General features: G+C 63.0%; 23 protein-coding genes. 8 read left to right on the top strand and 15 right to left on the bottom strand.

All coding sequences use genetic code 11. The annotated features are described in order from the left end of the window. The 8 genes from ATB98_RS21515 to ATB98_RS21480 all read right to left on the bottom strand — a co-directional run bounded on the left by ATB98_RS21515 (position 1) and on the right by ATB98_RS21480 (position 8015). Positions 1–1752, bottom strand: coding sequence for an ATP-binding cassette domain-containing protein (locus ATB98_RS21515; protein WP_066877222.1), 1752 nt, complete (start codon positions 1750–1752; stop codon positions 1–3). Beyond that, positions 1752–2753 carry a secretion protein HlyD gene (gene hlyD, locus ATB98_RS21510; protein WP_066877219.1) on the bottom strand — a complete coding sequence of 334 codons (1002 nt, stop codon included), beginning with the start codon at positions 2751–2753 and terminating at the stop codon, positions 1752–1754. Before hlyD ends, ATB98_RS21515 begins: the two co-directional genes overlap by 1 nt. Continuing rightward, positions 2750–3454, bottom strand: coding sequence for a CerR family C-terminal domain-containing protein (locus tag ATB98_RS21505; protein ID WP_066877217.1), 705 nt, complete (start codon positions 3452–3454; stop codon positions 2750–2752). The genes hlyD and ATB98_RS21505 overlap by 4 nt, the downstream gene beginning before the upstream one ends. Positions 3455–3608: 154 nt before the next feature. Then, positions 3609–4781 (bottom strand): HPP family protein, encoded by a 1173-nt coding sequence (locus ATB98_RS21500; protein ID WP_066877215.1) that lies wholly within the window; start codon positions 4779–4781, stop codon positions 3609–3611. A gap of 358 nt (positions 4782–5139) precedes the next feature. Next, positions 5140–6492 carry a sensor histidine kinase gene (locus ATB98_RS21495; protein WP_066877211.1) on the bottom strand — a complete coding sequence of 451 codons (1353 nt, stop codon included), beginning with the start codon at positions 6490–6492 and terminating at the stop codon, positions 5140–5142. Continuing rightward, positions 6489–7163: a response regulator gene (locus tag ATB98_RS21490; RefSeq protein WP_066877209.1), complete on the bottom strand. Its 675-nt coding sequence runs from the start codon at positions 7161–7163 to the stop codon at positions 6489–6491. The genes ATB98_RS21495 and ATB98_RS21490 overlap by 4 nt, the downstream gene beginning before the upstream one ends. Positions 7164–7176: 13 nt before the next feature. Further along, a complete protein-coding gene (locus ATB98_RS21485) occupies positions 7177–7734 on the bottom strand; it encodes a cytochrome b/b6 domain-containing protein (RefSeq protein ID WP_066877207.1) in 558 nt (185 codons plus the stop codon). Continuing rightward, positions 7734–8015 carry a PepSY domain-containing protein gene (locus ATB98_RS21480; RefSeq protein WP_234781972.1) on the bottom strand — a complete coding sequence of 94 codons (282 nt, stop codon included), beginning with the start codon at positions 8013–8015 and terminating at the stop codon, positions 7734–7736. Before ATB98_RS21480 ends, ATB98_RS21485 begins: the two co-directional genes overlap by 1 nt. Before the next feature lie 278 nt (positions 8016–8293). Between ATB98_RS21480 and ATB98_RS21475 the strand changes: the two genes are divergently transcribed. From ATB98_RS21475 to ATB98_RS21460, 4 genes are all read left to right on the top strand, one after another. Further along, the gene (locus ATB98_RS21475) at positions 8294–10027 is read left to right on the top strand and encodes a phosphoethanolamine transferase (RefSeq protein WP_066877204.1); all 1734 of its coding nucleotides are present in this window, start codon (positions 8294–8296) and stop codon (positions 10025–10027) included. A gap of 140 nt (positions 10028–10167) precedes the next feature. Beyond that, on the top strand, positions 10168–10548 hold the full coding sequence (locus ATB98_RS21470; protein ID WP_066877202.1) for a hypothetical protein: 381 nt from the start codon (positions 10168–10170) through the stop codon (positions 10546–10548). A gap of 328 nt (positions 10549–10876) precedes the next feature. Continuing rightward, the gene (locus ATB98_RS21465) at positions 10877–11536 is read left to right on the top strand and encodes a metallophosphoesterase family protein (protein WP_066877200.1); all 660 of its coding nucleotides are present in this window, start codon (positions 10877–10879) and stop codon (positions 11534–11536) included. An 81-nt stretch (positions 11537–11617) separates the two neighbouring features. Beyond that, positions 11618–12292: an HAD-IA family hydrolase gene (locus ATB98_RS21460; protein WP_066877197.1), complete on the top strand. Its 675-nt coding sequence runs from the start codon at positions 11618–11620 to the stop codon at positions 12290–12292. A gap of 28 nt (positions 12293–12320) precedes the next feature. Here the strand turns inward: ATB98_RS21460 and ATB98_RS21455 are convergent, their stop codons facing one another. The 3 genes from ATB98_RS21455 to ATB98_RS28125 form a co-directional block, all read right to left on the bottom strand. Further along, positions 12321–14528: an amylo-alpha-1,6-glucosidase gene (locus tag ATB98_RS21455; protein ID WP_066877195.1), complete on the bottom strand. Its 2208-nt coding sequence runs from the start codon at positions 14526–14528 to the stop codon at positions 12321–12323. Between the two features lie 25 nt (positions 14529–14553). Continuing rightward, positions 14554–15654 (bottom strand): glycosyltransferase family 4 protein, encoded by a 1101-nt coding sequence (locus ATB98_RS21450; RefSeq protein ID WP_066877193.1) that lies wholly within the window; start codon positions 15652–15654, stop codon positions 14554–14556. Positions 15655–16094: 440 nt separating this feature from the next. Further along, positions 16095–16400 carry a hypothetical protein gene (locus ATB98_RS28125; RefSeq protein ID WP_084435648.1) on the bottom strand — a complete coding sequence of 102 codons (306 nt, stop codon included), beginning with the start codon at positions 16398–16400 and terminating at the stop codon, positions 16095–16097. A 271-nt stretch (positions 16401–16671) separates the two neighbouring features. Between ATB98_RS28125 and ATB98_RS21445 the strand changes: the two genes are divergently transcribed. Both ATB98_RS21445 and ATB98_RS21440 read left to right on the top strand, forming a co-directional pair. Continuing rightward, a complete protein-coding gene (locus ATB98_RS21445; RefSeq protein ID WP_066877190.1) occupies positions 16672–18324 on the top strand; it encodes a sensor histidine kinase in 1653 nt (550 codons plus the stop codon). A gap of 5 nt (positions 18325–18329) precedes the next feature. After that, positions 18330–18962, top strand: coding sequence for a response regulator (locus ATB98_RS21440; RefSeq protein WP_066877187.1), 633 nt, complete (start codon positions 18330–18332; stop codon positions 18960–18962). A gap of 379 nt (positions 18963–19341) precedes the next feature. Here ATB98_RS21440 and ATB98_RS21435 read toward each other — a convergent pair whose 3' ends face one another. The 4 genes from ATB98_RS21435 to ATB98_RS21420 are packed head-to-tail and all read right to left on the bottom strand — an operon-like array spanning position 19342 to position 22512. Further along, complete coding sequence (locus ATB98_RS21435; protein ID WP_066877185.1) at positions 19342–20025, bottom strand: type 2 periplasmic-binding domain-containing protein; 684 nt, start codon at positions 20023–20025, stop codon at positions 19342–19344. Beyond that, on the bottom strand, positions 20009–20803 hold the full coding sequence (hpaI, locus tag ATB98_RS21430) for a 4-hydroxy-2-oxoheptanedioate aldolase (protein WP_066877182.1): 795 nt from the start codon (positions 20801–20803) through the stop codon (positions 20009–20011). Before hpaI ends, ATB98_RS21435 begins: the two co-directional genes overlap by 17 nt. A gap of 8 nt (positions 20804–20811) precedes the next feature. Continuing rightward, entirely contained in the window at positions 20812–21594 is a 783-nt protein-coding gene (hpaH, locus tag ATB98_RS21425) for a 2-oxo-hept-4-ene-1,7-dioate hydratase (protein WP_066877179.1), read from the bottom strand. Positions 21595–21618: 24 nt separating this feature from the next. Beyond that, positions 21619–22512 (bottom strand): intradiol ring-cleavage dioxygenase, encoded by an 894-nt coding sequence (locus ATB98_RS21420; protein ID WP_066877177.1) that lies wholly within the window; start codon positions 22510–22512, stop codon positions 21619–21621. 252 nt (positions 22513–22764) lie between these two features. Between ATB98_RS21420 and ATB98_RS21415 the strand changes: the two genes are divergently transcribed. Both ATB98_RS21415 and ATB98_RS21410 read left to right on the top strand, forming a co-directional pair. Further along, positions 22765–23502 carry a GntR family transcriptional regulator gene (locus tag ATB98_RS21415; protein ID WP_066877175.1) on the top strand — a complete coding sequence of 246 codons (738 nt, stop codon included), beginning with the start codon at positions 22765–22767 and terminating at the stop codon, positions 23500–23502. Next, complete coding sequence (locus ATB98_RS21410; RefSeq protein WP_066877173.1) at positions 23502–24323, top strand: sugar phosphate isomerase/epimerase family protein; 822 nt, start codon at positions 23502–23504, stop codon at positions 24321–24323. Before ATB98_RS21415 ends, ATB98_RS21410 begins: the two co-directional genes overlap by 1 nt. Positions 24324–24345: the final 22 nt, after the last annotated feature.

The following is a 24345-nucleotide window of genomic DNA, read 5'->3' as shown; positions in this document are numbered from 1 at the left end:
TCATGCTGCCTCCCTCGCCTCCGAGCCCTCGACGAGTGCGACGAAGGCGTCCTCCATCGTCGGATCGGGCAGGTCCTTGCTTGCGACACGCGCCTTCATCTCGTCCGGCGAGCCGAGCGCGATCGACCGGCCGCGATAGATGAGCGAGATACGGTCGCAATATTCCGCCTCGTCCATGAAGTGGGTGGTGACGAGAACGGTCACGCCCTTTTCCACGAGCCCGTTGATATGGGTCCAGAACTCGCGCCGCGTGATCGGGTCGACGCCGGAGGTCGGCTCGTCGAGGAAAAGCACCTCCGGCTCGTGCAGCACCGCGCAGGCAAGCGCGAGGCGCTGCTTCAGGCCGAGCGGCAGGTCCTTGGAGGACATGTCATGGATCGGGCGGAAATCGAAGATCTCCGTCATGAGAACGATCCGTTCCCGCTTCTTCGCGCCGGAAAGCCCGTAGACGCCGGCAAAGAAATTCAGGTTCTGAATGACGCTCAGGTCGCCGTAGAGCGAGAATTTCTGCGCCATGTAGCCGAGCCGGTTGCGGGCCTCGGGCGCATCGCGCCGCAAGTCGAAGCCGGCGACCCGGCCTTCGCCGGCGGTAGGTTTCAGGAGCCCGCACAGCATCTTGAAGGTCGTGGACTTGCCGGCGCCGTTGGGCCCGAGCAGTCCAAAAATCTCGCCGCGCGGAATATCGAAGGTGATGCCGTCGGCGGCGGTGAAATCGCCGAAGCGCTTCGTCAGTCCCCGCGCCTCGATGACCGGCCGGCCGGCGTCGCCGGCGAAAGTCCTTTGCGTTTCGGCAAGCCGCGAGCGGCCGCCCGGGCCCCCGCCGAGCATGTCGACAAAGGCGTCCTCGAAGCGCGGCGGCGTGACGGCGGCGCGAGCGGACGACGTGCCGTCGCCCTTGCCGAGCGGCGGAGGCACGGCCCCCGACTTCATCACCAGGCGGATCGCCTCGCCCTGGATGACGCCGTCGACGACCCCCTCATGGTCGAGAAAGCGCGCGAGCCTTTCGCGACGCCTCCCGTCGATGCCGGAGAGCCGATAGACGCGGTCCTCGACGCGGCCGGTCATCTCCTGCGGCGGACCGGAGAAGAGCAGCCTGCCCTGGTTCAACAGAAAGACATGATCGCAGGCCTCGGCTTCCTCGAGATAGGCGGTCGACCAGACGACGCCGATGCCTTCCGCCGTCAGGTTCTCGACCATTTTCCAGAGGTCGCGCCGCGAAATCGGGTCGACGCCCACCCCCGGCTCGTCGAGGAGGAGCAGGCGGGGCTTGCGCAGAAGTGCGCAGGCAAGCCCGAGCTTCTGCTTCATGCCGCCGGAGAGCTTGCCGGCAAGGCGCGTCGTGAAGCGGGCGAGATCGGTGAACTCGAGCAGCTCGCTGAAGGTGCGGCGGCGCTCGCTCTTCGGCAGCCCGCGCAGGTCGGCATAGAGGTCGAGATTCTCCTGGACCGAAAGGTCCTCGTAAAGGCCGAAGCGCTGCGGCATGTAGCCGATCGCCGCCTGGATCGCGCCCGGATTCCGGCGCGTGTCGTAGTCGAGCACCTGGACGCTGCCTTGGTCCGGGAGCATGAGGCCCGTCATCAGCCGGATCAGCGTCGTCTTGCCGGCGCCGTCCGGGCCGACGAGGCCGGTGATCCGGCCCCCCATGATGACGCCTTCGATGGCGTCGAGGGCAGGGGCCGCGGTGCCGAACCGCTTGGTGACGGCCGTCAGCCGAACAAAGGGAGCCGGCTCGGCTTTGGCGCTTGCGGTCATCAGCTTTCCTCCGCCTGCGGCAGATGCACGGTGACCGGCATGCCCTGGCGAAGATCCGGACCCGGATCGCGGATCACGACGCGCAGCCTGTAGACGAGGTCGGTCCTGAGTTCCGGCGTCTCCACCGATTTCGGCGTGAACTCCGCGACCGGCGAGATGAAGCCGACCGTTCCCTCATAGGCACGGGCGGGCGCGGTGTCGGAGGTCACCTTGACCTTCATGCCCGGGTGAACGCGGCCGAGATCCGGCTCGGCGACATAGGCGCGGACCCAGACGGGTTCGGTCAGCGAAAGCACATAGACCGTATCGGATGGCGAGACGATTGCGCCCGTTTCCCGCACGCGCGAGAGAACGACGCCGGCGCTCGGGGCAAGGAGCTCGGTATCCTTGAGCGAGGTCCTGGCGCTCGCGACCTTGGCGGTGGCGGCATTGAGCTGGGCCTCTGCCGCGGCTATGTCCTCGACGCGGTTGCCCTCTTCGAGAAGCGCCAGGGCCTCGCGGGCGACGGCGGCGCGGGCGACGGCGGCGGCGCGGCTGGCGCTCGTCTGGTCGAGCTCGGCCTGCGAGATCGTGCCGTTCGGCCGCAACTGCTTCGCACGCTGGTAGGCGAGGTCGGCATTCCGGAGTTCGGCAAGACGCTCCTCGTGCGTGGCACGCGCCTGGGCGATCTCGGTGGCGCGGGCGCCGGCCTTGAGCTTTGCCAGCGTCGCCTTCAGTGCCTCCGCCTCCGCCGCGGCGGCATCGAGCGCCTGCTGGAACGGTTCGGCGTCGAGCCGTGCCATGACGTCGCCTGCCTTTACGGTATCGCCCTCGTCGACGCGGAGTTCCGCAATGCGACCGCTGACGCGGAAGCCGAGCGACACCTGGCGGATATCGACATTGCCGTAGAGCACGGCCCGCCGGTCCTCACGCGCGAAGCCGAGGCGCGCCGGCACGTCGAACCACCAGCCGCCGGCGAGCGCCGCGGCGACGAGAAGGACGAAGATCGCGATTTTCCTCATGATTGGCGGTCCTTCTCCGCGCCGAGCACGGCGACGAGTTCGGCGGCATGACGCTGCAATATCTCGATTTCGCGCGGGCCCGCGGTTTCCCATTCGAGCTGCGCGTAGACTGCGGCATGGGCCGTACGGAAGATCAGAATGCTTCCGACGAAGGAGAGCGTCCTCAGGCCTATGTGTTCCGAGGCCGGGTCGTCGTCCAGGATCGTGCCGATCAGCCGCCGCGCCATCTCGATCATCGGTCGCATGATATGGCCGTAGATGCGCCTGAACGCCTCGGTCGGCTCCATCTGCTCGCGAATGATGAACCGCGCCCAGCTTTCGGATTCCTCGCTGACGAAGAGGACAACCATCCGTTGGACGATCAGGGTGAGATACTGCCGCGCCTCCGCGGCGGTCATCTTTGCGCCGTCGGCGTCGAGCTCCGCGAAACGGGTGAGGATCGCCGCGCGCAGGTCGCCGACATGGCCGCCGATGATCGAGGCGAGGTGTTCGGCCGCGGCAATGAAAAGCCCTTCCTTGCCGCCGAAATAATAGGGGATCGCCTGAAGGTTGACGCCCGCCGCATCGGCGAGCTTCCGGGTTGTCGCGCCGTCGAAACCATAGCGCCCGAAGACGTCGATGGCGGTGTTCAGAAGCTTCTCCCGTGTCGCGTCACCGCGGTCGGGCCGAAGCTGTGGGGATCTGTCGTTGTTTCTTGCCATAAATCGACACTACGCCATTCGATCGAATAAGTCAATCGAAAGAATGAAATGCGTTCGACAAGAGACAACGGGCGTCCGAAGGCGGTTGGCGCGTTCGGCCGTTCCTTTGGGCTGGTCTCACCAAACGATGGACGGGCCTCCCCAAGGAAGCGGGTCAGGCGACCTTTCGCGCGGCCTCGAGGCGACGCTGGAAGAGGGCTGCGATGAGGTCCGACTGTGTGACGATCCCGATGACACGGTTGTCGGCGTCGACGACGGGCATGTGATGGAGCCCCATGTCGGCCATGGGCGGCACCAGCTTCGCGATCATCGTTTCCGGCAAGGCGGACTGCACGCGTCGCGTCATGATGTCGGAAACGAGGCGGGGCGATTTGGCGCGAAGCCCGATGATATTGCCGAGGCGCTCCCGCAGGCCGACCTGCAGCCGGCCGTCGGGCGCCATGGCGAGATGCTTCATGAAATCCGTCTGGGTGACGATGCCGACCAGGCCGTCGGCATCCGTGACCACCGGCAGCGCCTTGATGCGGTGTTCGAGCAGCATCCTCCAGGCCTTGCGCAGCGGCGCATCCGGGGCGACCGTCAGGACGTCGCGCGACATGATCTCCGCGCAGGTGGTCTCGCCCGACCGCCGGGTAAAGGCGCGCGTCTGCGCCTGGTGGATGAACGCGTCCAGTTCCTCCGGGCTCACGCTGACGACCTCGCCGTATTGCGCCAGCACGGCCTGCAGGTCTTCGGGCACGACGCCGAGGCGCTGGCTCGGCAGCGGATCCTGCGTTTGGTGCGGGTTTGCTGCCGGCGCCAGGTGCGGATAGCGCCGTCCGGTGAGATTGTTGAAGACCAGCGCGGCGATGACGATGACCAGCGAATTGATGGCGACGGGCGAGAGTACGAAGCCATAGCCGGCGTCGCGGATGACGGGACCGCCGAGAACGGCGGTGAGGGCGACGGCACCGCTCGGCGGGTGCAGGCAGCCGAGGAGCAGCATCATGCCGATCGCCACGGCGACGGCGACGGCGGCCGCCACCACCGGATTGGGGATGAGCAAGGCGAAGGTCACGCCGACGGTCGCCGCAACGATATTGCCGCCCATGATCGACCAGGGCTGGGCAAGCGGGCTCGACGGCGCGGCGAAGAGCAGCACGGCCGAGGCGCCCATCGGTGCGATGAGCAGCGGCAGGCTCGCGTCGGCGCCGACGGCCACCGTGCTGATGAAGCCGGTCGACAGCACTCCGACGAGCGCGCCGCAGGATGCGCGCAGGCGTTCCCAATGGCTGATCGGCGCAAGCGACGGGAGGAGGCGCCGGAAGAAGGCCGTGGCTTTGGTCATGGATGCTCGCAGGAGGGTCGGGGCGGAAGAGCTGGGGGCGGCGGAAATTGCACGCGGCAATAGCACATGATCACGCGGTGGGCACGAAACGCACACCCAAGAAAACGCGCCGGATTAAAAAATATGCATCGCGCCTATCGAATGGGCGAACTGCGCAGGCTCTGTCCGGCGGCGAAAGGGAGAGCGGTTCTATGCGACGACATAGCGTCTGGAGACCGCCACCGCGCCATAGGGTCACGTGTGCTCTTCAGCATCCGCGTTCGACGCAGCGTGTCGCCGCGAATCGTTTCGAGATCTTCGACCGGAAGCCCCTTTGCGGCCTCCGACGCTGCATTAGCGGGAAACCAGCGCCTTGCCTCTATGCCGCCGCGGCAAAGTCGATCGCCACCCTGGTTCCCTTGCCGGGGGCCGTATCGAGTGCGATCTTCGCCTTGTGAAGCTCGGCGATCCGGTGGACGATCCTGAGCCCCAGTCCGATCTGGCCCGAGTGTTTGACGTAGCCGAGATCCTCGGTGTGCTCCGGCAGATCGACGAGACCCTTGCCGTCGTCCTCGACCGCAACCAGCGGGCCCGGCCCGCAGGTCACGACGATGCGGGTTCCGGGCAGATTGTGCTTCACCGCATTCTCGATCAGGTTGCGCAGCATGTTCTCGACGAGAGCCGGAATCACCGTCACCGGCGGCGTGCCATGGTCGACGAATTCGATCGACTTCTCATGGTCGAAGACGAACGGCGCCGTCGCCTGCGTCACCTCGGCCCCGATCAGCGAAAGGCTGGAGCGTTGATAGGCGGCCGGATCGACCGCGTCGGCACGAGCGAGCGCGGTCAATTGCTCGAGGATATGCGTCAGCGCGTCGAGGTCGCGCTCGGCATTGCGCGCCCGGGGGTCGGCGATGCGGCTCAATTCCATCTTGGCAATCGAAACCGGCGTGCGGATTTCGTGGGCGATCGAAGAGGCGAAGACCTTCTGCGACTGGATAAGGTCGGCGACGCGCATGAGCAGGCGGTTGACGGCGGCGACGAGGCGCTCGACTTCCTGCGGCATGCGGGCCGAAGGCAGGCGGGCGTCCCGGTCGCGCGGGTCGAGCGCATCGGCGGCTCGCACCGCCATTGCCACGGGCTTCAGTGCCTTGCGGATCGACCAGATCGTCGCCCCGATGACGAGGCAGAACATCAGCGTCATCGGCACGATCATCGAATCGAACATCTCGTGAAGAAGAGCGCTGTACATGAACCCGTTTGGATCCTTGAGGATCGCGAGTTCCACGAGCACCGCCTCGCCGTCGCGCTCGAAGGACTGGCCGCCGGCGACGCTGAAAGGCTTGCCGGGCGCGATCAGGCGTTTCCAGAAATTCGGCAGGTTGACGCTGAGCGGCAGGAAATGGGCCGCGCAATCTGTCGAGCAGTTGGAGAAGAGCACGGAGCCGGAGGCGGTGCGGACCCTGACATAGATCGCACCCTCGGCGCCGTGGAGGTCGAGATACCGCTCGCGCAGTTCGTGGTCCGGCCGGTAGGTCAGAACCCCGTCGTTTTTCGTGATCCCGCGCGACAATTGTCCCATTTCTTGCTGCAGCATCATCACGCTGAGCTTGTCGTCGTCGAACCAGTAATCGGCGAAGACCACGCCGATCTGCAGCAGCATCGCAAAGAGTGAGAAGGCGATGATGCGCCGCGCCACGATGCCGATGAGCGACGGGTTGGCGCGCGTCATGAATTCGTCCGCAACAGGTAGCCGATGCCGCGAACGGTCTCGATCTGCACGCCGGTCTTCAGCGATTGCAGCTTCTTGCGCACCCGTGAAACGGCGAGCTCAAGCGCGTTCGAGCTCAGTTCCTGCCCGTATTCCGAAAGTGCCGTCTCAAGCCGACGCTTGGGGACGACGCGCCCGACCTCGCGCATCAATATCTCCATCAACGAACGCTCGCGCGGCGGCAGCGGCACGACTTCGCCGCCGCAGGTGAGATCCGCCGTCGCCGGGTCGTAGCGCAGCGAACCCGCCTCCAGCACCGGCTGGATCGCCTGGGGATTGCGCCTCAGCATCGCCCGGCACCGCGACAGGAGCTCACGATGATGGAAGGGCTTGACGAGATAGTCGTCGGCGCCGGCATCGAGTCCCTCGATCCGTTCGTCGACCGAGCCGCGCGCCGTGATGATCAGCACCGGCAAGCCGGCATGCTCCTGTCGGAGCCACTTCAACAGGCCGAGTCCGTCGCCATCGGGAAGCCCGAGATCGAGAAGTACGAGATCATGCTCCCGGGAGGCGATCGCGGCTTCGGCGTCGCGAAGGGTCGACACCGCGTCAAGCCGCCAGCCCGCCTCATGCATGGTCTCGCTCACGAGCTCGATGAGGCGGGGACTGTCTTCGACGAGGAGCAAGCGCATCTGGTTTCCAGGGTCAGGCCCTCTTGCGGCCCGTGATCATGGACCATATGAGGTTTTCCTTGAGGTGCCAACTTTCAAAAAGCGCAGCCGAGGCATGCAACCCGGCCATGACTATGATGGCGTTGCCAAGGAACTCATGCGTCTCCTCAAGCAGCCTGTTGCCCCAGAAGACGTCGAGCGTGGTCAGCCAGCCCGAAAGCCCTACCGCCGCAAGCAGCGCCATCAGGAGGACCATTATCCACCCGGCTGCAGGATTGTGCCCGACATATCGCTCCGCCTTCCCGGTCGGAAGGGCGCGCACATATCGCAGCACGGCCGCCGGTCCGCGTACGAAGTCCCCAAAGCGGGCGTGTCTGGTGCCGATGAAGCCCCAGACGACGCGCAAAGATACCAGCCCCAGCGCGGTATAACCGACGTAACGATGCGCTGCCTTTCCCGGCTGCAGGAGAAAGAGGTTGAGCGTGCAGCACGCAACCACGCCCCAGTGGAAAAGCCGGACGATCGGGTCCCAGACACGAACGTCCCTGCGGGAGGCAATGACGCCGCGGCCGCCGGCCGCAAGGTTCAGCATCAGTCGTCGACCTCCGCCTTGACGATTTCCGCGGTGACAGGATTCATGTAAACCTCTGCGCGTTCATGCTTGGCGGTGAATGCGTAGATTTCGTAGCAGGTCCCCGACACCTTGATATCGCGCACTTCGGAATAGCCGGCCTCCTGAAGCTGAGCGGCCGCGTCTTGCGGCTTCATCCACGCCGATTGCGGCTCCTTGGTGCAAGAGGCGTTGTCGTCGTCGGCAAAGGCAAGGCCCGGCAGTATTACGGCGGCCATCGTAAGCATCAGTTGCGTTTTCACGGGTATCTCCCTCGGTTGCAGCCACCGGAGCAGTGGCGAACGGAGCCTGGACTCTCGATGCTGTCGAACAGCTGTCTTTGCGCAGATGCCGCAATTGCGCTCTGCCGCGCGCACCGCTCCACCTTTTCCCGACAGGATTTCGACAGCCGGGCCGGGCTAGTGCCGGAAGCCGCCGCGGTTTGCTGTCGATTCGAGCACCGACCTTGCGCCCGGGGCGGAACCTGAAGTCGACGCCGCACCCGGCAGAGTGGAGGAGCAGGGGGCACGCGTCCTTGGAGATGAGTGCCTTGAAGAGAATTCCCCGGCCGGAGATCGGCAGCATCACGCTGAGCGCGATCGCCACCCTCTATTTGCTGCTTGTCACCAACAACGCCTTCTGGGGCCATGCCGTGGCCTATTTCGACCGCGCCTGGCTCGGCCTCTTGTCGCTTGGTGCCGCGCTCGGCCTCACGACATTTGCGGTGTTGACGTCGCTGTCGGTCAAATACGTCATGAAGCCGGCGCTGATCCTCCTGATCGCGATTTCGGCCGCGGCCTCCTACTTCACCGACAATTTCGGTGTGGTCATCGACAAGGGCATGATCGCCAATGCCGCGGTCACGACCGAGGCCGAGGCGAGCCACCTCCTCACGGGCAGTCTCGCGCTTCACCTCGCGCTCTACGCCATCGTTCCGTCGCTTCTGATCGCCTGGGTCAAGGTGAGGCATCGCCGCTTCCTGTCGAAGGCCGTAGTCAATTTCCTCTTCATCGCGCCGGCACTGGTTCTGAGCGGCGCGCTCATCTACGCCAACTTCGCCACCATCGCCTACGCTCTGCGGGAGCATCGTGACCTGATGGTGCGGTTCAATCCGGCTGGCCCGGTCACTTCGGCGGTACGCTACGCGCTCTCCACCTATCGCGAGCGCAACCTGGTCGTGCAGCCGCTCGGAACCGATGCGCGACAGGGCCCGCGAATTGCCGCCGTCGGCAAGCCGGTCGTGGTTGTCGTGGTGGCCGGAGAGACGGCGCGTGCCATGAATTTCTCGCTCAACGGGTATCCCCGCGAGACGAACCCCGAGCTGAAGGCGCTCGGCGTCGTCGCCTACCAGAACACGACAAGCTGCGGCACGGCGACCGCCGTATCGCTTCCCTGCATGTTCTCCGTCTATCCGCGCCGGGAGTACAGCGACTGGAAGGCGCGCTCGACCGAAAACCTCGTCAACGTCCTGACGCATGCCGGCGTCTCCGTCACCTGGTGGGACAACAACACGGGGAGCAAGGGCATCGCCGACCTCATCAACTTCGCCAGCATGACCGGCCGCAGGAACAGCCGGCTCTGCAACAACGGCGAATGCCTTGATGAAATCTTTCTCGATGAGCTAGACAGGAAACTCGGTGCGGCGACGGGAAACAGCGTCATCGTCCTCCATCAGCTCGGGAGCCACGGCCCCTCATATTTCCAGCGCTATCCGGAGGCGTACCGTCGCTTCAGGCCCGACTGCCGCACGGCGGAGCTGATGCGCTGCACGACGGAGGAGATCGTCAATGCCTATGACAATACGATCCTCTATACCGACCACATTCTCGCAAGCGTCGCAGGCCTTCTCGAGAAGCATCAGGATCGCATCGCCGGCGCAATGATCTATATGTCGGACCACGGCGAGTCACTCGGAGAGAACGGCATCTATCTGCATGGTGCGCCCTATGCGATCGCGCCGAAGGAGCAGACCGAGGTGCCTTTCCTTGCCTGGTTCTCGCAATCTTACCAAGCGGCGATGGGCGTCGACACCGCCTGCCTTGCGAAGGACGCCAACAAGCCGCGATCGCACGACAACCTGTTCCACACCGTCCTCGGCATGATGGATGTGGAGACGAAGGTCTACAACCGCGAGCTCGACGCCTTTGCCCTGTGCACGCGGCCCGCTCCCGAGGAGAGGAAAACGGCGCCGACATACCGCGCGGTCGAAAATTCCGGCCGGCCATTGTCCGACGACGTGCCGGAATGGACGAGGGTGTCGAGCGGCCTTCTCTGAGGGACGCTGTCGGCAATCTGCCAAATCTGCTAGGCTGACGGGTGGAGCCGCTGCCATCAGGGTTCTGTAGCGGCGGCTGCCCACGACAGTGCCGCGCGTCTTATCGGACGCGCAAAGCTCGCTGCTGCAGGGAGGGACCGATGCAGTTCGTCGGGATTCAAGTCTATCCGGAGCGCGGCGGCAGGGCGGGTTTCGCCGTCGAATTCGTCGGCACGACCGGCGAGATCGTTTCGGTTTTTTGTCCGCAGAACGCCGAGGGCACCCTGAACAGAATGAACGCGGTCGCACGGGCAAAAGAGATACTCGCCGCGGCAATCGAGGCGGACGAAGCGCTCCCCGGCATCACAGGCACGAAGCGATCGCATCTCACCGTTGAAGGTACACTGGCAACGGCGCGCCAAGCACACGACCGGGACACGATGGAAGAGCAACTGGAAGAGGGGCTCGAAGATACCTTTCCGGCAAGCGATCCGGTCTCCATCACCAGTTCGGCAATCCCGAAGGGGTCACCGCACCACTGAAGCGGGAGGAAGGGCGCGCATCTTTCCAATCCCGCAGCAATCGCGCTCGTCGGCAGCGCCGGCCCCAAGCTAACCTTTCCTGGAAATTCCGCCTTTGTCCCGAAAGCGATTTCGCTCGCCATAAGAATGCGATAGAGCTCATTGTGAAGCCGACGCTTCATGGGCATGGGACACAGCCGGAAGAGCCCTCCAGCGCCGTGCGACAAACGCGCAGAGGTTGCCCTGCAGCGCCGCGCGTCCTATCAGACGCGCAAGGGTCGCTGTAGCATTTTGAATTGCTGGATAAAAAGGAGAGAGCCGTCTTGGACGTGCACGAGAGAAGCGATTCATGAACGGACGGCGCCTCACTTTCGCGGTCGGCGACATTCACGGCTGTCTTGCGCAGCTCGAAGCCCTGCTGGCGAGCATCGAAGCGGCCGCGCCGGGCGGCAGGGTCATCTTCCTCGGCGATCTGGTCGATCGCGGCCCGGATAGCCGCGGCGTCGTCGAGCGGATCATGGCCGGGCCGCGCAAGGCCGGCTGGGAATGGATCACGCTCAAGGGCAATCACGAGGCGATGCTGCTGTCGGCGCGCAAGGATTACGCCGATATGGGTCTCTGGCTCATGAACGGCGGCGACGCAACCATGGCCTCCTACGGGGGCGCGATACCCCTGAGCCACCTCGTGTGGATGGCCGAACTGCCGTCGATCATCGTCGAGCGCTATCGCATCTTCGTGCATGCCGGCGTCGACGACACTATTCCATTGGACGAGCAGGACGACGACATCCTGCTCTGGATGCGGACGGATCCGGATTATTCCGGTACCTATTGGGGCAAGCATCTCTGCCACGGGCACACCCCGAGCAGCAGGAATCCGCGCACGGTCGGCAGCCGGACGAATGTGGATTCCGGCGCCGTCTTCAACGGTGCGCTTTCCTGCGCCGTTTTCGACGATGATGTGCCGGGTGGGCCGATCGACTTTCTAGTCACCGACGGGTACGAGTAGCGGCGCGCTTTCATGAGGACTGCGCGGTGCGGGCGCGTGTCTCGCATCCTTCCGCCAATGCACCAGTCACGGGGGATCCGTTTGGACAGTTCGACCTCCGCAATCTTTGCGAAGAATTTCGCGGCCCTCCTGTTCGACATGGACGGCACCCTGCTCAATTCGATGGCCGTGGTCGAAAAGGTTTGGACCGCCTGGGCGGCGCGCTTCGGCATCGACCGCGAGGATCTGTTGAAAACCGCGCATGGTGTTCGGGCGGTCGACATCATCCGCGGGCTGGGCCTGCCGGTCGATCCGGAGCGGGAGGCGCGCGCACTTGCCGAGGCGGAAATCGCCGATGTCGACGGGGTCGTGGAAATCCCCGGCGCCGTTGCCTTCCTGAATACGCTGCCGCCGGAGCGCTGGGCCATCGTCACCTCCGCGCCGCTGGCGCTGGCAAGACGCCGCCTCGCCGCGGCGGGCATTCCGATGCCGCAGCTGATGATAACCGGCGAAGACGTATCGCGCGGCAAGCCCGATCCGCAGGGCTATCTGCTTGCGGCCGAAAGGCTCGGCGTCCGGGCGGCGGACTGCCTGGTTTTCGAGGATGCCCCGGCCGGCGTCCTCGCCGGCATCGCGGCAGGCGCACAGGTCGCCGTCGTCACCGGGGCGCATGCGGTGGGACGCGGCGCGGCCGATGTCACCCTGGAACACTATTCGGACGTCGAGGCCCGCATCGGCGAAGACGGCTGGCTGTCCCTGCATCGCCGATATCGTTGATTGCGGCTCGTCTCTACATTTAAATTAGTTAGTGCGTGGTCGTTACCTTCACGCGGCCCTTCCGCTCCAGGACGTCGACGACGACCTGCGATCGCGAGCGCCTCAGCGCTATGTCGACCTCGCCCGAGCCGATACGCAGGTGCTTTAGCACCACCTCGTCGAGGAAGGGCGGCAGCGTCGGCTCGCTCAGGGTCACGTGTCCCTTGTCGGGATCGAAGCCGAGGCCGATCATCGACTGAAGCAGATAGAGCGGTGCCGCCGCCGCCCAGGCCTGCGGCACGCAGGAAACCGGGTAGAAGGTGGGTCCGCGGGCGCGCTGGCGGGCGAAGCCGCAGAAGAGCTCCGGCAGGCGCCTGAGGTCGATATAGGTCGACGCCGAGAACAGGCCTTCGAAAATGCTGGACGCTTCGGCGCGGAATCCGTAGCGCACGAAGCCCGATGCGATCAGCGCATTGTCGTGCGGCCAGACGGAGCCGTTGTGGTAGCTCATCGGATTGTAGCGGGCTTCGGAGGCCGCAATCGTGCGCACGCCCCACCCGCAGAAGGAGGATTGCGCCATCAGGGCCAAGACGACCTTTCCGGCGCGCTCGGGGAGGGCGATGCCGGTGAAGAGCGCATGTCCCGCATTGGAGGAGTGAACCCGGCAGGGCTTTTTGTCGCCATCGAGCGCGAGGACGTATGTGGCAAGGTCGTCGTCGAAGAAGGCCTTGTCGAAGCGGGCACGCAGATCGGCTGCCCGTTGCTCGAACTTCAGCGCGTCGTCGGCATGGCCGAGCTTGCGCGATAGGCCGGCGGCCGCCTGCCAGGCGCCGAAGACATAGGCTTGCACCTCGGCAAGCGCGATCGGCCCCTCGGCCAGCCTTCCATCGGCATGAAAGATCGAATCGTGGCTGTCCTTCCAGCCCTGGTTCACCAGCCCCTTTGCGGTCCGGCTTCCATATTCGACGAAGCCGTCCGCATCGCGGTCGCCGAAACGATCGATCCAGTCGAGGGCGGCGAGCAAGTTCGGCCAGAGGCTTCGCACCGTCTGCAGATCGCCGGTCCGATCGAGATAGGCGCCGGCAAGCATGACGAAGAGAGGCGTCGAATCGATGCTGCCATAGTAGCGCCGGAAGGGCACCTCGCCGAGCTCGGCCATTTCGCCGTAGCGCATCTCATGCAGGATCTTGCCGGGTTCCGCGTCGGCGGATGGGTCGAAGTCCGTGGCCTGGTTGGCCGCGAGATGCCCAAGCACGCCTTTGGCGATTTCCGGGTCCAGCCACAAGGTCTCGAGCGCGGTGATGAGCGCGTCGCGGCCAAAGGCGGTGCTGAACCAGGGAATGCCCGCGTAAGGATAGGGGCCTTCAGGCGTTTCCGTGAGCAGCACGTAGAGGTCGGCGACGCTGCGTCTCACCGCCTCGTTGAACACCGCGTTGGAGGTGACGATCCTGGCGGCGCGCGTCGAGGAGTAGCGCAGCGCCCTCCTGGCGTCGCGCAGCGCCAGGAAGAAGTTGAAAGAGGCAGGATTGCGGTTCTCCCGCCGGTCATGGCAGACGATTTCGATGAAGATCGATTGCGCCTGATGGGGCGCGAGTGCGACGACGAAGCTCGCCTTCGCGCCGGAGAGTGTCTGCGGTACCGGTTCGAAGCGCAGCGCCGTGCTGCGCGTCCGGCCATCGAGACCGTCATAGGCGAGCAGGACCCGGTCCTTGGCCACGCGCGCGCCATGATGTCTCCCGCGGCGAGGCCGTGCGGTCCCGCGCACTTCGAAGAGGTCGGCGAAATCGGCTGCGAACTGTACCTCGACCTTCAGCGTCCGCGGCACCTCATCGTAGTTGCGCAGCACGAGGCGCTCGTAGCAGGCCTCATTCCAAAGGAAGCGTGTACGCCGCACGTGAATGAGGTCGTGCTTCAGCACTTCGCCGCCGGCATCATCAAGCACCAGCGTCGGATTGGTCAGATCGCACTCGAGCGTGGCATTGTCGTCCCTGAGCGTCGAACTCAATAACAGCGGGCGCGCGCCGTTGAGTGTCAGGACGAACTGTGACAGATGGCGCGTGTCGCGGTGGAAAATCCCCTCGGGATTGCCCGAAGAGGCGAGCGCATCACAGAGATGGTCGAACACGGCGAAGGTGTCGCCGTGCTTAAGGGATCGCGAGCTCCGCTCGTAACGCGAGACGGCAGCGGGCGCCAGGATGCCCGTATTCGTTTCGTCGGGACCGGCCTCGGCCGGTCCGCCGTAAATGTCGGCTCCCATAGGTTCGGCCTCCGTTGTGTCCGGTTCAGGCGACCCTGGTGAAGGCGGTGCGGGCGCCGCTTTCGCTGGTCGGATGGATCGCCATGACCCTTTGGCGTCCGCCTTCCAGGCCGTGATAGATATCGAGATAGTCGTTCGCCATGCGTCGTGCGGTGAAGCGTCTCTCGAAGGTGGCCCGGACGGAGCGGCGGTCGATGCGGCCGATATCCTCGACCGCCTTCAACGCCTCCTCCATGCTGTCGACGACAAAGCCCGAGACACCGTGGTCGATGACCTCGGGGACCGAGCCGCAGCGGAAGGCGACCACCGGAGTGCCACAGGCCATGGCCTCGATCATCGCCAGTCCGAAGGGTTCCGGCCAGTCGATCGGAAAGAGCAGGGCGAGCGCATTTCCGAGAAATTCGGCCTTCTGCCGCTCGTCGATCTCTCCGATGAACTCGACATTCGGATTTCGTCGCACAAGCGGTTCGATTTTACTGCGCCAGTACGGTTCGTCTACCTTGTCGACCTTGGCGGCCATCTTCAGCGGCACGCTGAGCCGCGTAGCGATCTCGATTGCGCGATCCGGCCGCTTTTCCGGCGAGATGCGCCCGAGGAAGGCGAGATAGCCACCCTTCGGATGGTCCGTGAAGGGTAGCACGTCCAGCGCCAATCCGTGATGCACCGTCGCGATCCAGTTGACGGGCGGCATCGGCTTTCGCTGGTCGTGCGAAATCGAAACCAGGGGAATATCCGGGAAGGAGGCATAGAATGGCCTGAGGTCGGGAAGATCGAGCCGGCCGTGCAGCGTCGTCACCGTCCTGTTGGCGAAGTCCCGGATGAGCGGGAAATGCAGGAGATCGATATGGAAGTGCAGGAAATCGAAGTCTGCCGCCTGCCTGCGCACTTCTTCGAGCATCATGACATGATAGGGGATTGGATCCTGGACACTCGGGTCCAGTCTCAGCGCCATGTTCGAGCACGCAACGAGCTTTGCCGACGTCATTGAATCTCCGCTCGCAAAGAGCGTGACCTCGTGGCCTTGCCGGACGAGCTCTTCCGTCAAGTTATAGACGACCCGCTCGGTTCCGCCGTAGAGCTTCGGTGGGACACGTTCGAAGAGCGGTGCAATCTGCGCGATCTTCATGAAGACCTCCCATGATCAAGCGAAGTTCAGACAATGAATGCGCGCCGGTCAGTGTAGGGCACCGCTGAAACGATGGATGCAGTGCGATCGGGCTGCCGCGGAAATCGTGGGCGGCCGTTCGCGGCGTCTGCCATCGCGTCAACGCGTACCTGGCGGGTTACCGCAAGGGTCGCCCCGTCCTGCGCGCATTCCTCACCTCCTCGAATCGCCACCGGGCCCACCCCATGAGCGCCTCGGCGGCGTCTCGAGAGGTCTGCGGGTCTTTCGTGAAGGTGCAAGCGTAGCTAAACAGTTCTTCCGGGGCAAAGTTCCGCGGTGCACCCCTTACCGCGAGTGTGCTGGTGAGGGCAGGGCGGGGATTACGCAACGCGAAAGCGCCGCGCGTCTGAACGACGCGCGGCGCAAGAGACAAGCGACGGGTCAGAAGCTAAACGATCGGCTCAGCGGCCGCCACCGCTCTTGGAGCTGCCTTGCGACAGTCCATCGCCGCGGCCACCCTTTGCCACGCCCTTACCGTGGGAGCTGCCGGGGTTGCTTGGATCTGCGCCATTGCCCCAACCATTGTTGCCTTTGATTTTTCCGCCGCCGCCGCCCCCAGACTTGGCGATCGCCTTCGAGGTAAGGCTGGTAGAAAGCAGCATCGTCACGGCGGGAGGTGTCACAACGGCGAAACGACCGCAATTCTTCAGGAATTCTCGACGGTCTTCTTCGCTCTTGGATGGTCCCTTTTGTGGCATCTCGGACATGAACGTCCCCCTCCCGCTCTATCTGTGATAGGCACAATATTGCCACTGAAGGACGGCAGCTGAAATATATCGTACTGTATAGGGCGGCAACGATCTGAATAACCGAAGCATCTGCTGCACGATGGAGCGACGTCGGGGTTTGGGGGGCGGGCGGCACCAATGTATCGGGCAATCGATCTGCGCCGGCGGTTGACTCTGCGCCCAATCATGCGGAAAGATTTCAGGATACTAATATAAATTTTTCCCACTCTCGCGAGTGCCGGAGTTGCGCATGGCGAGCATTAGGTGGCATAGGAATGGCGCGCTGACGGACGCGCACTGGCCCGGTAAGGGCGTTGCCGGCTCGGCGCGCGAGTGGCTCCTGCGTACGGATCCCGAGCGGCTGATCTGCCTGGGTCGAGTGATCACGGCGGTTTTCGCAATTCTCGCCATTTATCTCGATCCCACGCGGCCGAATTCGCTCCTTTACGAGTCCCGTATTGTGCTCGGCTTCTACCTTCTCCTTGCCATCGCTCTTGTCATTTTTCCCTTACGTGTTTCTTTCGTCAGTCCTCTGCACCTCGTCATTCACAGTCTCGATGCGGCGATCGTCGGCTGGCTCACGTTCCTGACAAACGAACTTGCCAGCCCCTTCTTCACGATACTCCCATTCGTGATCCTGGCGATGACGATGCGCTGGGGGCTGAAGGGGGCAGCGTTTGGAGCGCTTATCGCCCTTGCCGTCCAGCTCGTCGTCGGCCTCCCCGATCTTTTCGACGGGGATTCCGAGCTCAACATCTTCATAATGCGGTCCATCTACTTCGTGCTCGCCGCGGCGACGCTCGGCTATTTTGGAGCCTACAGAGAACGAAGCCGGCAACGTTTGGCGCAGCTCGCTCAATGGCCGCCAGGCGTCATAGCCGAGGACCGGTTGTCCTGGCTAAGCGCGCTCTTGGCCCATGCTTCGGGCGTTCTTGGAGGTGCCCAGTTGCTCGTCATCTGGCGAGAGCAGGAGTTTGAAGCCGGATGCGTCGCCTATTGGACGAATGCCGCGCTCCGGTTGGTAGACATCAGGGACAATGAATTCTGGCGCCGGCACGATCCCGACCACGCAGGTGGACGGCTGCCCGATCGCGGGGAAGCCCTCAGCGGGCTCCTGGCCGACCTGCCGCAGCTCTCGGGACATATTCCGGCAGATTGCAAGGTCTTCTCGGCCGAATTTTCCAGTGTGCGATACCGTGGGTGCGTTTTTGTGATCAGTGCCGCCAACCCGGCCGAAGACACGAAGGACTTGACGCAAATCATCGCCACGCGCGTGGGGACGGAACTCGAGCGGGTCGCTCTCATCCAGGCGGCCCGAGCCGAAGGGCGCATGCGCCTTGCCCGGGATCTGCACGATGGCGTGCTGCAGAACCTCACCGCCGCGCGCTTCAAGTTGAAGCTCGTCGGCGAACGGGTTCCGGCGCTCGCCAAGGAAGAACTGGAAGAGGTGGGCGCAATCATTCTGGAGCAACAACAGTGCGTCCGCAAATTCGTCGATGAAAACCGGGTGGCGGAAGACGGCAATGTCGCCCGGCTCGATGAGGCCCTGCCGGAATTTCTCGATCTGCTGAAAGCACAATGGAATTGCGAAATCGAGATGTCCTCTGCGAACCTCGCACTTCCCCGATGGATGCTTCATGAACTGATGCAGTTGATTTCCGAGGCGGTCGCCAATGCAGTGCGCCATGGGCGGGCCACACGGGTGCGAATGGCGCTGGAGCGCAGCGACCGGCTGCTGAAGCTCTCGATCGACGACAATGGCAGGGGAATGCCCGATGGATCTGCGGCCAGGCGACCTTTCTCGTTATCGCAAAGGATCGAGCGACTTGGCGGCAAATTGGCGATTTGCAGGCATTCGCCGGGCTTACAACTTCAGGTCACGCTGCCTTTGAACGCGGAGTAGAGGTGATGCATTCGGTGCTTCTCGTCGACGATCATCCGTTGCTCTTGCGGGGACTGCAGGACATCATTGCCGGCGCACCGGACTTCAACGTTGTCGCCGCAACGGCGAGCGGCACCGAGGCCATTGCGCTCATGTCCCGTCTTCAGCCCGATATCGCCGTTCTTGATGTGGCCATGCCCGGCGTGGGAGGCCTGGACATCCTGAGGGCGATCCGCATCGGCCGGCGTCTGACGAAGGCGATATTCTTGACCGCAACGATCAGTGGGCCGCAGATCGCCGAAGCGCTGAAGCTGGGTCTCTCCGGTCTTCTCCTCAAGGAATATGCACCCGAAGCGCTGCTGGACTGCATGCGCGAGGTGGCGATCGGCGGGAAGTGGATTCCGGCCGACCTCGTGGCAAGCGCATCTCAAGTCAATCACGATGCCACGCTGGAGAAATTCAGCCTTCTTACGCCGCGCGAACGCGAGATCGCTGCGCTCATTTGCGGCGGTCTGTCCAACAGAACGATCGCATCGAAACTCGGAACATCCGAAGGTACGGTCGGCATCCACTTGCACAATATTTTCCGGAAGCTCGATATCAGCAACCGCGCAACGCTCGCAGCCCTTCACGTGCAATATATGTCTTCTACCCGTTGAGCCACGGTGCCTGCTGCATGTCTTCCTAAATCGGTCTTTTCAGTCCAAGGACTGAGCTGACTGGATTCCTGTGACAAGCACAGGAATGAAGATGGGAGGCGAGCATCGCGGTACTGAACCGCCGAGGCAGCCATGGGCGCCGTTGTGTAGCGTCGCGTCTGATACGACGCACGGCGCCGTTGCGCGGCACACGCTGCGCCTTCCCCAAGGCGTCGGGATGGCAATGCCCGTGTGATCTGGAGGCGAGTGTCAAGGCGACATTCCGACCGAAGGCCGGTGCTCGGCTCAAAAGATTTATTAGTGTAATTTGAATTTCAGTCAGCGATACGGAGTCAACAAATATAGTGACTGCCTGCCTGGGGCTTTCGTCCCGCCAGCTTCAGTTACCCGTCTTGTCCGCACAGCAATGCTGCTGGACGAAGTCCGACAGGAAGGTTGAAGCGTGAACGCACCTCCGATGCACGGCGATCGCCTGAGGCACTTTCGAGAATGACCCCTCAACAACGCGGAAACCTGGATTCTCTTTGCAGAAACGGGACAGGGACTCGGTCAAGCCCGCAGCCGCATCGCACTGCGAGGATACAAGCATGTCCAGGGCGGAGGCGGGATTTGCGGTATGGAGGAGGATTGCTTTTCTGATCCGTCGCTCAAGCTGCTTTGTATACGCAGCGGTTCTGGCGGCGGCGATGCGCACCCCTTCGACATCGACATGTCCCACGCTGCCGAGCGCGCTACCGTCTGACACCAGAAAGCTGGCGGTCACCGTGGTATAGGAGGGCGAGAAGGAGAACCTGTCGACACGTGACGGATCGGAAGCAATGAATGCAACGTCCCACTCGTTGCCTTCGGCAGCCGCAAGAATGTCGGCGGCCGATCCGTATTGAACCAGCGACAAACCGCAGTCGAGTTCTGCTGCAAGTTCGAGCGCGATCTGCGCGCTCGGCCCCGTCAGAGAGCCTGTCACTGGATCGAGTCGGACAAGTGCGGCATTCGACATGTTGACCGCCGCCCTGATCACTCCCGTCGGTGCGATTTCAGCGAGGATTTCATCGCGTTCCGACACCGCGGTCCGCTCCTTGCGATGCGAATCGTGCCGCGAGTGCTTCCGATCCCCTTGCCAGAACAGCGACATCGACACCAACGGCCGTAAATAGTGTTCCGAGCGAGATGCACCGCGCCGCGAACTTCTCATCCGGGGTAAGAATGCCCGCAGGCTTGCCCAATGCTTTCAGGCGTTCAATCGCGTCGACGATTGCATCGACCACCTCCGGGTGGCTCGGTTGGCCCCTGTGTCCGAAACTCGCTGCCAGATCTGCCGGTCCTACGAATACGCCGTCCACCCCCTCCACCGACCCGATCGACTCGAGGTTGCCAAGCGCTTCCCGCGTCTCAACTTGCAGCAACAGGCAGATTTCGCGTTCCGCATCTTGCGCATAGTTTGCAACTCGGCCGAAACGAGTGGCGCGCGTCAGGGCAGAAACACCGCGAATTCCATCCGGAGGATATCGCACGGCCGCGACTGCGGCTTTCGCTTCGACCGCGTTCTGAACGTAGGGAACGAGCAGGGTCTGAACGCCAATATCGAGGAAACGTTTGATGAGAACGGGGTCGTTGATGGCCGGGCGGACGACTGGGGAAACCTCGTATGGTGCAACCGCTTGCAATTGTGGCAGGACGGTCAGAACGTCACCCGGAGAATGTTCCGTGTCGAACAGGAGCCAATCGAAACCCGAAGGCGCGACGATTTCCGCGGCGTAGCTTCCCGGCAGGCCACACCAGAGGCCGATCTGGCTTTGACCGGCAAGAAGCTTCTGCTTGAAACGATTGACGGGATGTTCCATCGAGCACCTCACACGAACGACACGCCGATGGAGCCAACAGGGCCGTAGTCGGCCTGAATGACATCACCTCTCGCGATATCGACAGGACGCGTGAAGGAGCCGGCAAGGACTATTTGTCCTTTCTTCAGGCCACCGCCCACGGCATGAAGTTTGTTGACCAGCCAGGCGATGCCGGCTGCCGGATGTCCCATGATCGCCGCCGACACGCCGGACTCCTCGATGATGCCGTTCTTGGAAAGAGTGGCTCCGACCCAACGGATATCGATGTCCATCGGGCGAATTATGCGGCCGCCAACGACGAGGGCGCCGAAAGCCGCGTTGTCCGCAATGGTATCGGTGATCGCCCGAGGGACTTCGGTCCGGTAGTCGATAATCTCGAGCGCCGGGACAACGAACTCGGTCGCACGCATGACGTCATAGATCCTGACGGCGGGCCCGACGAGATCCTCACCCATGACAAAGGCCAGCTCGACCTCGAGGCGCGGCTTGATAAACAGGTCAGCCCTGATCTGCGCTCCGTCGTTGTAGAGCGCATCGTCAAGAATGCAGCCGTAGTCCGGCTCCGTCATTTTCGAAGCCATCTGCATTGCGCGTGACGTCAGGCCGATCTTATGCCCGACGATCCGTGCGCCCTTGGCAACCCTCGCCTCCGCCCATAAAGCCTGAATCCGGTAGGCGTCCTCGAGTTCGAGGTTCGGGTAGGTCTTGCTTGGCTGTATGATCGGCTTCCGCTCGATTTCAGCTTTGAGCAGCGCGTCTGCCGCGGCCCGGCGTTCTTCTTCGGTGATCATATCGTTTGCTCTGCTGATCGTGATTTATTTAATCGGGGGACGCGGCAAGACTGCTTCGCCGGGCTCCATGACATAGGTGTAGTCGAGCGAGAACCATGGACCGGGAATATCCGCTTCGGTCGGATGGGGCTCCTCATGGCGAATGAAGTCGCCGGTGAGCGCTGCTGTGACACCGAACTGAACATCGGAGTCGATGTTCGGGTCGCTGGGGTCGAAGACCTGGGAAATCAGCGTCTTGTATCCGTGCTTGAAGATCAGTGCATGCAGGTGCGCCGGTCGGTACGGATGGCGTCCCTGGGCTTTGAGCAGGCGTCCGACCACGCCATCGACCGGTATCGGATACCCGACCATCTTGACGGTCCTGAACCAGAACCGACCTTGCTCGTCGGTCATGAATTTGCCGCGCAAGTTCATCTCGGCCTGGTCCGGGTCCTGGTTTTCATAAAGACCGACCGGAGATGCATGCCACACATCCACTTCGGCGCCGGCAATTGGCTTGCCGTCGCGGTCAACGACCTTGGCATGCACGAACAAGGGAGTGCCCGGCGTCTCGGATCGGATGATCGTCCCGCCATTTTCGATTCGCGGAGAGTTGAGGCGCCAGAACGGGCCCAGCAGCGACTGGGAGGTCTCGGTCTGTCCTCTGTCGCCATTGTTCAGCAGGCAGACAAGTGAAGACACGCCAAGGGAACCGGCCATCAGCACAAACTCGTTGTGTTGATCGGTATGCAGCCTCCCGATCTCATTCAGCATGGCTGTCGCCTCCCGAAACTCGACCTCCGTCAGTCGAACCTCTCGCACGAAGGCATGAAGATGCTTGACCATCGCGACGAGGATTTCTCGCAGGCGGGGGTCTTCAGTGCGATTCATCACAGCGAGGACGGCTGGCGTCAGATCGCTCTCGGTTTTGATCACCATGTGGGCTACCTCCCGGTTCCGGACTATCCAAATAATCGATTATCTGTCAAGGCCGTCGTATATTCTTGCGGCCGCCAATAGCCGGCAGGAAGAGGACTTGGCAGCATACGACATTGATTTTACTAGATATTGGTCGCAAGAATTAGTTGAGGCCTCGACTTGCTGCAGATTTCGGCGCTCCCAAGTTGACATAAATAATCGTTTATTGTATCGATCATCGACAATTGGGTCGGGGGAGCCTTGGGAGGAACAATGGTACCGGATGACGACGGCGCATTTGCTCCGACGACAGAAGATGCCCCATCGTCTTCTGGCTTTCTTGACGACGGCAAAAACACGATTGGGAGCCAGCTTGCATCCCGTCTTCGTGAGGCTATCATCTCCGGCGAGCTTCAGGCCGGCAGCAAGATCAATCTCGACAAGGCGCGCAAGACGTTCAACGTAAGCCTCAGTCCGCTGCGTGAAGGATTGGCGCGACTGATATCCGACGGCCTGGTGGAGTTCGAGGACAATCGCGGCTATCGCGTTTCACCAATTTCCCTGGCCAATCTGGAAGAGATCACCACCCTGCGCGAAGAGTTTGAAGTCTTTGCGCTTCGCGAATCCATGCGGCTCGGCGATGTGGAGTGGGAGGGCAACGTCATGCGCGCGCTGCATCGCCTTAACCGCACCGAGCGCGACGCGGCTCGGCCGGAGACATTGGAGCGCTGGGAAGAGCTCCACCGCGAATTTCATCTGACACTCATCTCTGGCTGCGGGAAGCCGATCCTGCTCCATTTCTGCAGATTGCTTCTTAATCTCAACGACCGTTATCGCCGGGTTTTCCTGACCCGCACGTCGGGTGACCGCAACGTCAGCCAGGAGCACAGTGAGATTGCTCAGGGAGCCGTCGCGCGGGATCTGGACTATTCCTGCGACATGTTGCGTCAGCATATCCACCGCACGGGAACCAATCTGCGCAATCATCTCGCGACAAAGGGGATCTTGTGATGACCGTCGCGCCGCCAGGACCGGGCCTTGAACTTGGCGTGGCGCATTTTTCATCCATCGCGCTGCCGCCCAGGGAATTCGCCGTGACGGCTGCTCGGGCGGGTTTTGCGTCGATAGGTCTGCGGCTGCACCCCGCCTTTCCCGGAGCCCCTTTCTACGAGTTGCCGGTGGGCAGTGAGAGTGCCCGGGAGTTCAAGACAATTGCCGACGGCGAAGGCGTCAAGGTGTTCGATATCGAGTTCTTCGTGATCGACGGGAGCTTCGTTGCGGTCTCCCATGAGGCGACCGTGGCAGCCGCTGCGAACATAGGGGCGCGCCGGCTGAGTGTTTGCGGCGATGATCGAGACGGCGGCCGCCTTGCCGCAAACTTTTCTGCGTTTTGCGCCCTCGCGGCGCGATATGGCATGTCGGTCGACATCGAAAACATGGGCTGGCGGACGGTTAGGACCTTCCGCGACAGCTTGGCGGTCGTGAAAGCCTGTGGAGCAGAGAACGCCGGTGCCCTCGTTGACGGGATTCACTTCTTCCGCAACGGCGCTTCGGTCGACGAGCTGCACGGAAATGCAGGGAAGGTAAAACACGTCCAGCTTTGCGACGTTTGCGGGCCCGCTCCCGAAACATCGGACGCAATGATCGCCGAGGCGAGAAGCGGCAGGCTTGCTCCTGGAGAAGGCGAACTGCCATTGAAGGAGCTCTTGGCTGCAACCGAATACGGCACCGCTGTCTCGGTCGAAGTGCCGCTCGTCGGGTCGGTGGACCCGGGGGCACATCTAAAACATCTGCATGACAGCGCACTGGGGATTTTGAAACCGGATCAGTGATCCGGCCCGACGCGGCGTAAGC

Origin of the sequence: Sinorhizobium saheli, assembly GCF_001651875.1 — a bacterium.
Taxonomy (GTDB): domain Bacteria; phylum Pseudomonadota; class Alphaproteobacteria; order Rhizobiales; family Rhizobiaceae; genus Sinorhizobium; species Sinorhizobium saheli.
Note: the sequence above shows the minus strand (reverse complement) of the source record. Positions and strands in the feature narration are given on the sequence as shown.

Coding starts and splice junctions, on each gene's coding strand:
- ATB98_RS21515 (WP_066877222.1), bottom strand. CDS start 1,752: ATGACCGCAAGCGCCAAAGCCGAGCCGGCTCCCTTTGTTCGGCTGACG.
- hlyD (WP_066877219.1), bottom strand. CDS start 2,753: ATGAGGAAAATCGCGATCTTCGTCCTTCTCGTCGCCGCGGCGCTCGCC.
- ATB98_RS21505 (WP_066877217.1), bottom strand. CDS start 3,454: ATGGCAAGAAACAACGACAGATCCCCACAGCTTCGGCCCGACCGCGGT.
- ATB98_RS21500 (WP_066877215.1), bottom strand. CDS start 4,781: ATGACCAAAGCCACGGCCTTCTTCCGGCGCCTCCTCCCGTCGCTTGCG.
- ATB98_RS21495 (WP_066877211.1), bottom strand. CDS start 6,492: ATGACGCGCGCCAACCCGTCGCTCATCGGCATCGTGGCGCGGCGCATC.
- ATB98_RS21490 (WP_066877209.1), bottom strand. CDS start 7,163: ATGCGCTTGCTCCTCGTCGAAGACAGTCCCCGCCTCATCGAGCTCGTG.
- ATB98_RS21485 (WP_066877207.1), bottom strand. CDS start 7,734: ATGCTGAACCTTGCGGCCGGCGGCCGCGGCGTCATTGCCTCCCGCAGG.
- ATB98_RS21475 (WP_066877204.1), top strand. CDS start 8,294: ATGAGTGCCTTGAAGAGAATTCCCCGGCCGGAGATCGGCAGCATCACG.
- ATB98_RS21470 (WP_066877202.1), top strand. CDS start 10,168: ATGCAGTTCGTCGGGATTCAAGTCTATCCGGAGCGCGGCGGCAGGGCG.
- ATB98_RS21465 (WP_066877200.1), top strand. CDS start 10,877: ATGAACGGACGGCGCCTCACTTTCGCGGTCGGCGACATTCACGGCTGT.
- ATB98_RS21455 (WP_066877195.1), bottom strand. CDS start 14,528: ATGGGAGCCGACATTTACGGCGGACCGGCCGAGGCCGGTCCCGACGAA.
- ATB98_RS21450 (WP_066877193.1), bottom strand. CDS start 15,654: ATGAAGATCGCGCAGATTGCACCGCTCTTCGAACGTGTCCCACCGAAG.
- ATB98_RS28125 (WP_084435648.1), bottom strand. CDS start 16,400: ATGTCCGAGATGCCACAAAAGGGACCATCCAAGAGCGAAGAAGACCGT.
- ATB98_RS21445 (WP_066877190.1), top strand. CDS start 16,672: ATGGCGAGCATTAGGTGGCATAGGAATGGCGCGCTGACGGACGCGCAC.
- ATB98_RS21440 (WP_066877187.1), top strand. CDS start 18,330: ATGCATTCGGTGCTTCTCGTCGACGATCATCCGTTGCTCTTGCGGGGA.
- hpaI (WP_066877182.1), bottom strand. CDS start 20,803: ATGGAACATCCCGTCAATCGTTTCAAGCAGAAGCTTCTTGCCGGTCAA.
- hpaH (WP_066877179.1), bottom strand. CDS start 21,594: ATGATCACCGAAGAAGAACGCCGGGCCGCGGCAGACGCGCTGCTCAAA.
- ATB98_RS21420 (WP_066877177.1), bottom strand. CDS start 22,512: ATGGTGATCAAAACCGAGAGCGATCTGACGCCAGCCGTCCTCGCTGTG.
- ATB98_RS21415 (WP_066877175.1), top strand. CDS start 22,765: ATGGTACCGGATGACGACGGCGCATTTGCTCCGACGACAGAAGATGCC.
- ATB98_RS21410 (WP_066877173.1), top strand. CDS start 23,502: ATGACCGTCGCGCCGCCAGGACCGGGCCTTGAACTTGGCGTGGCGCAT.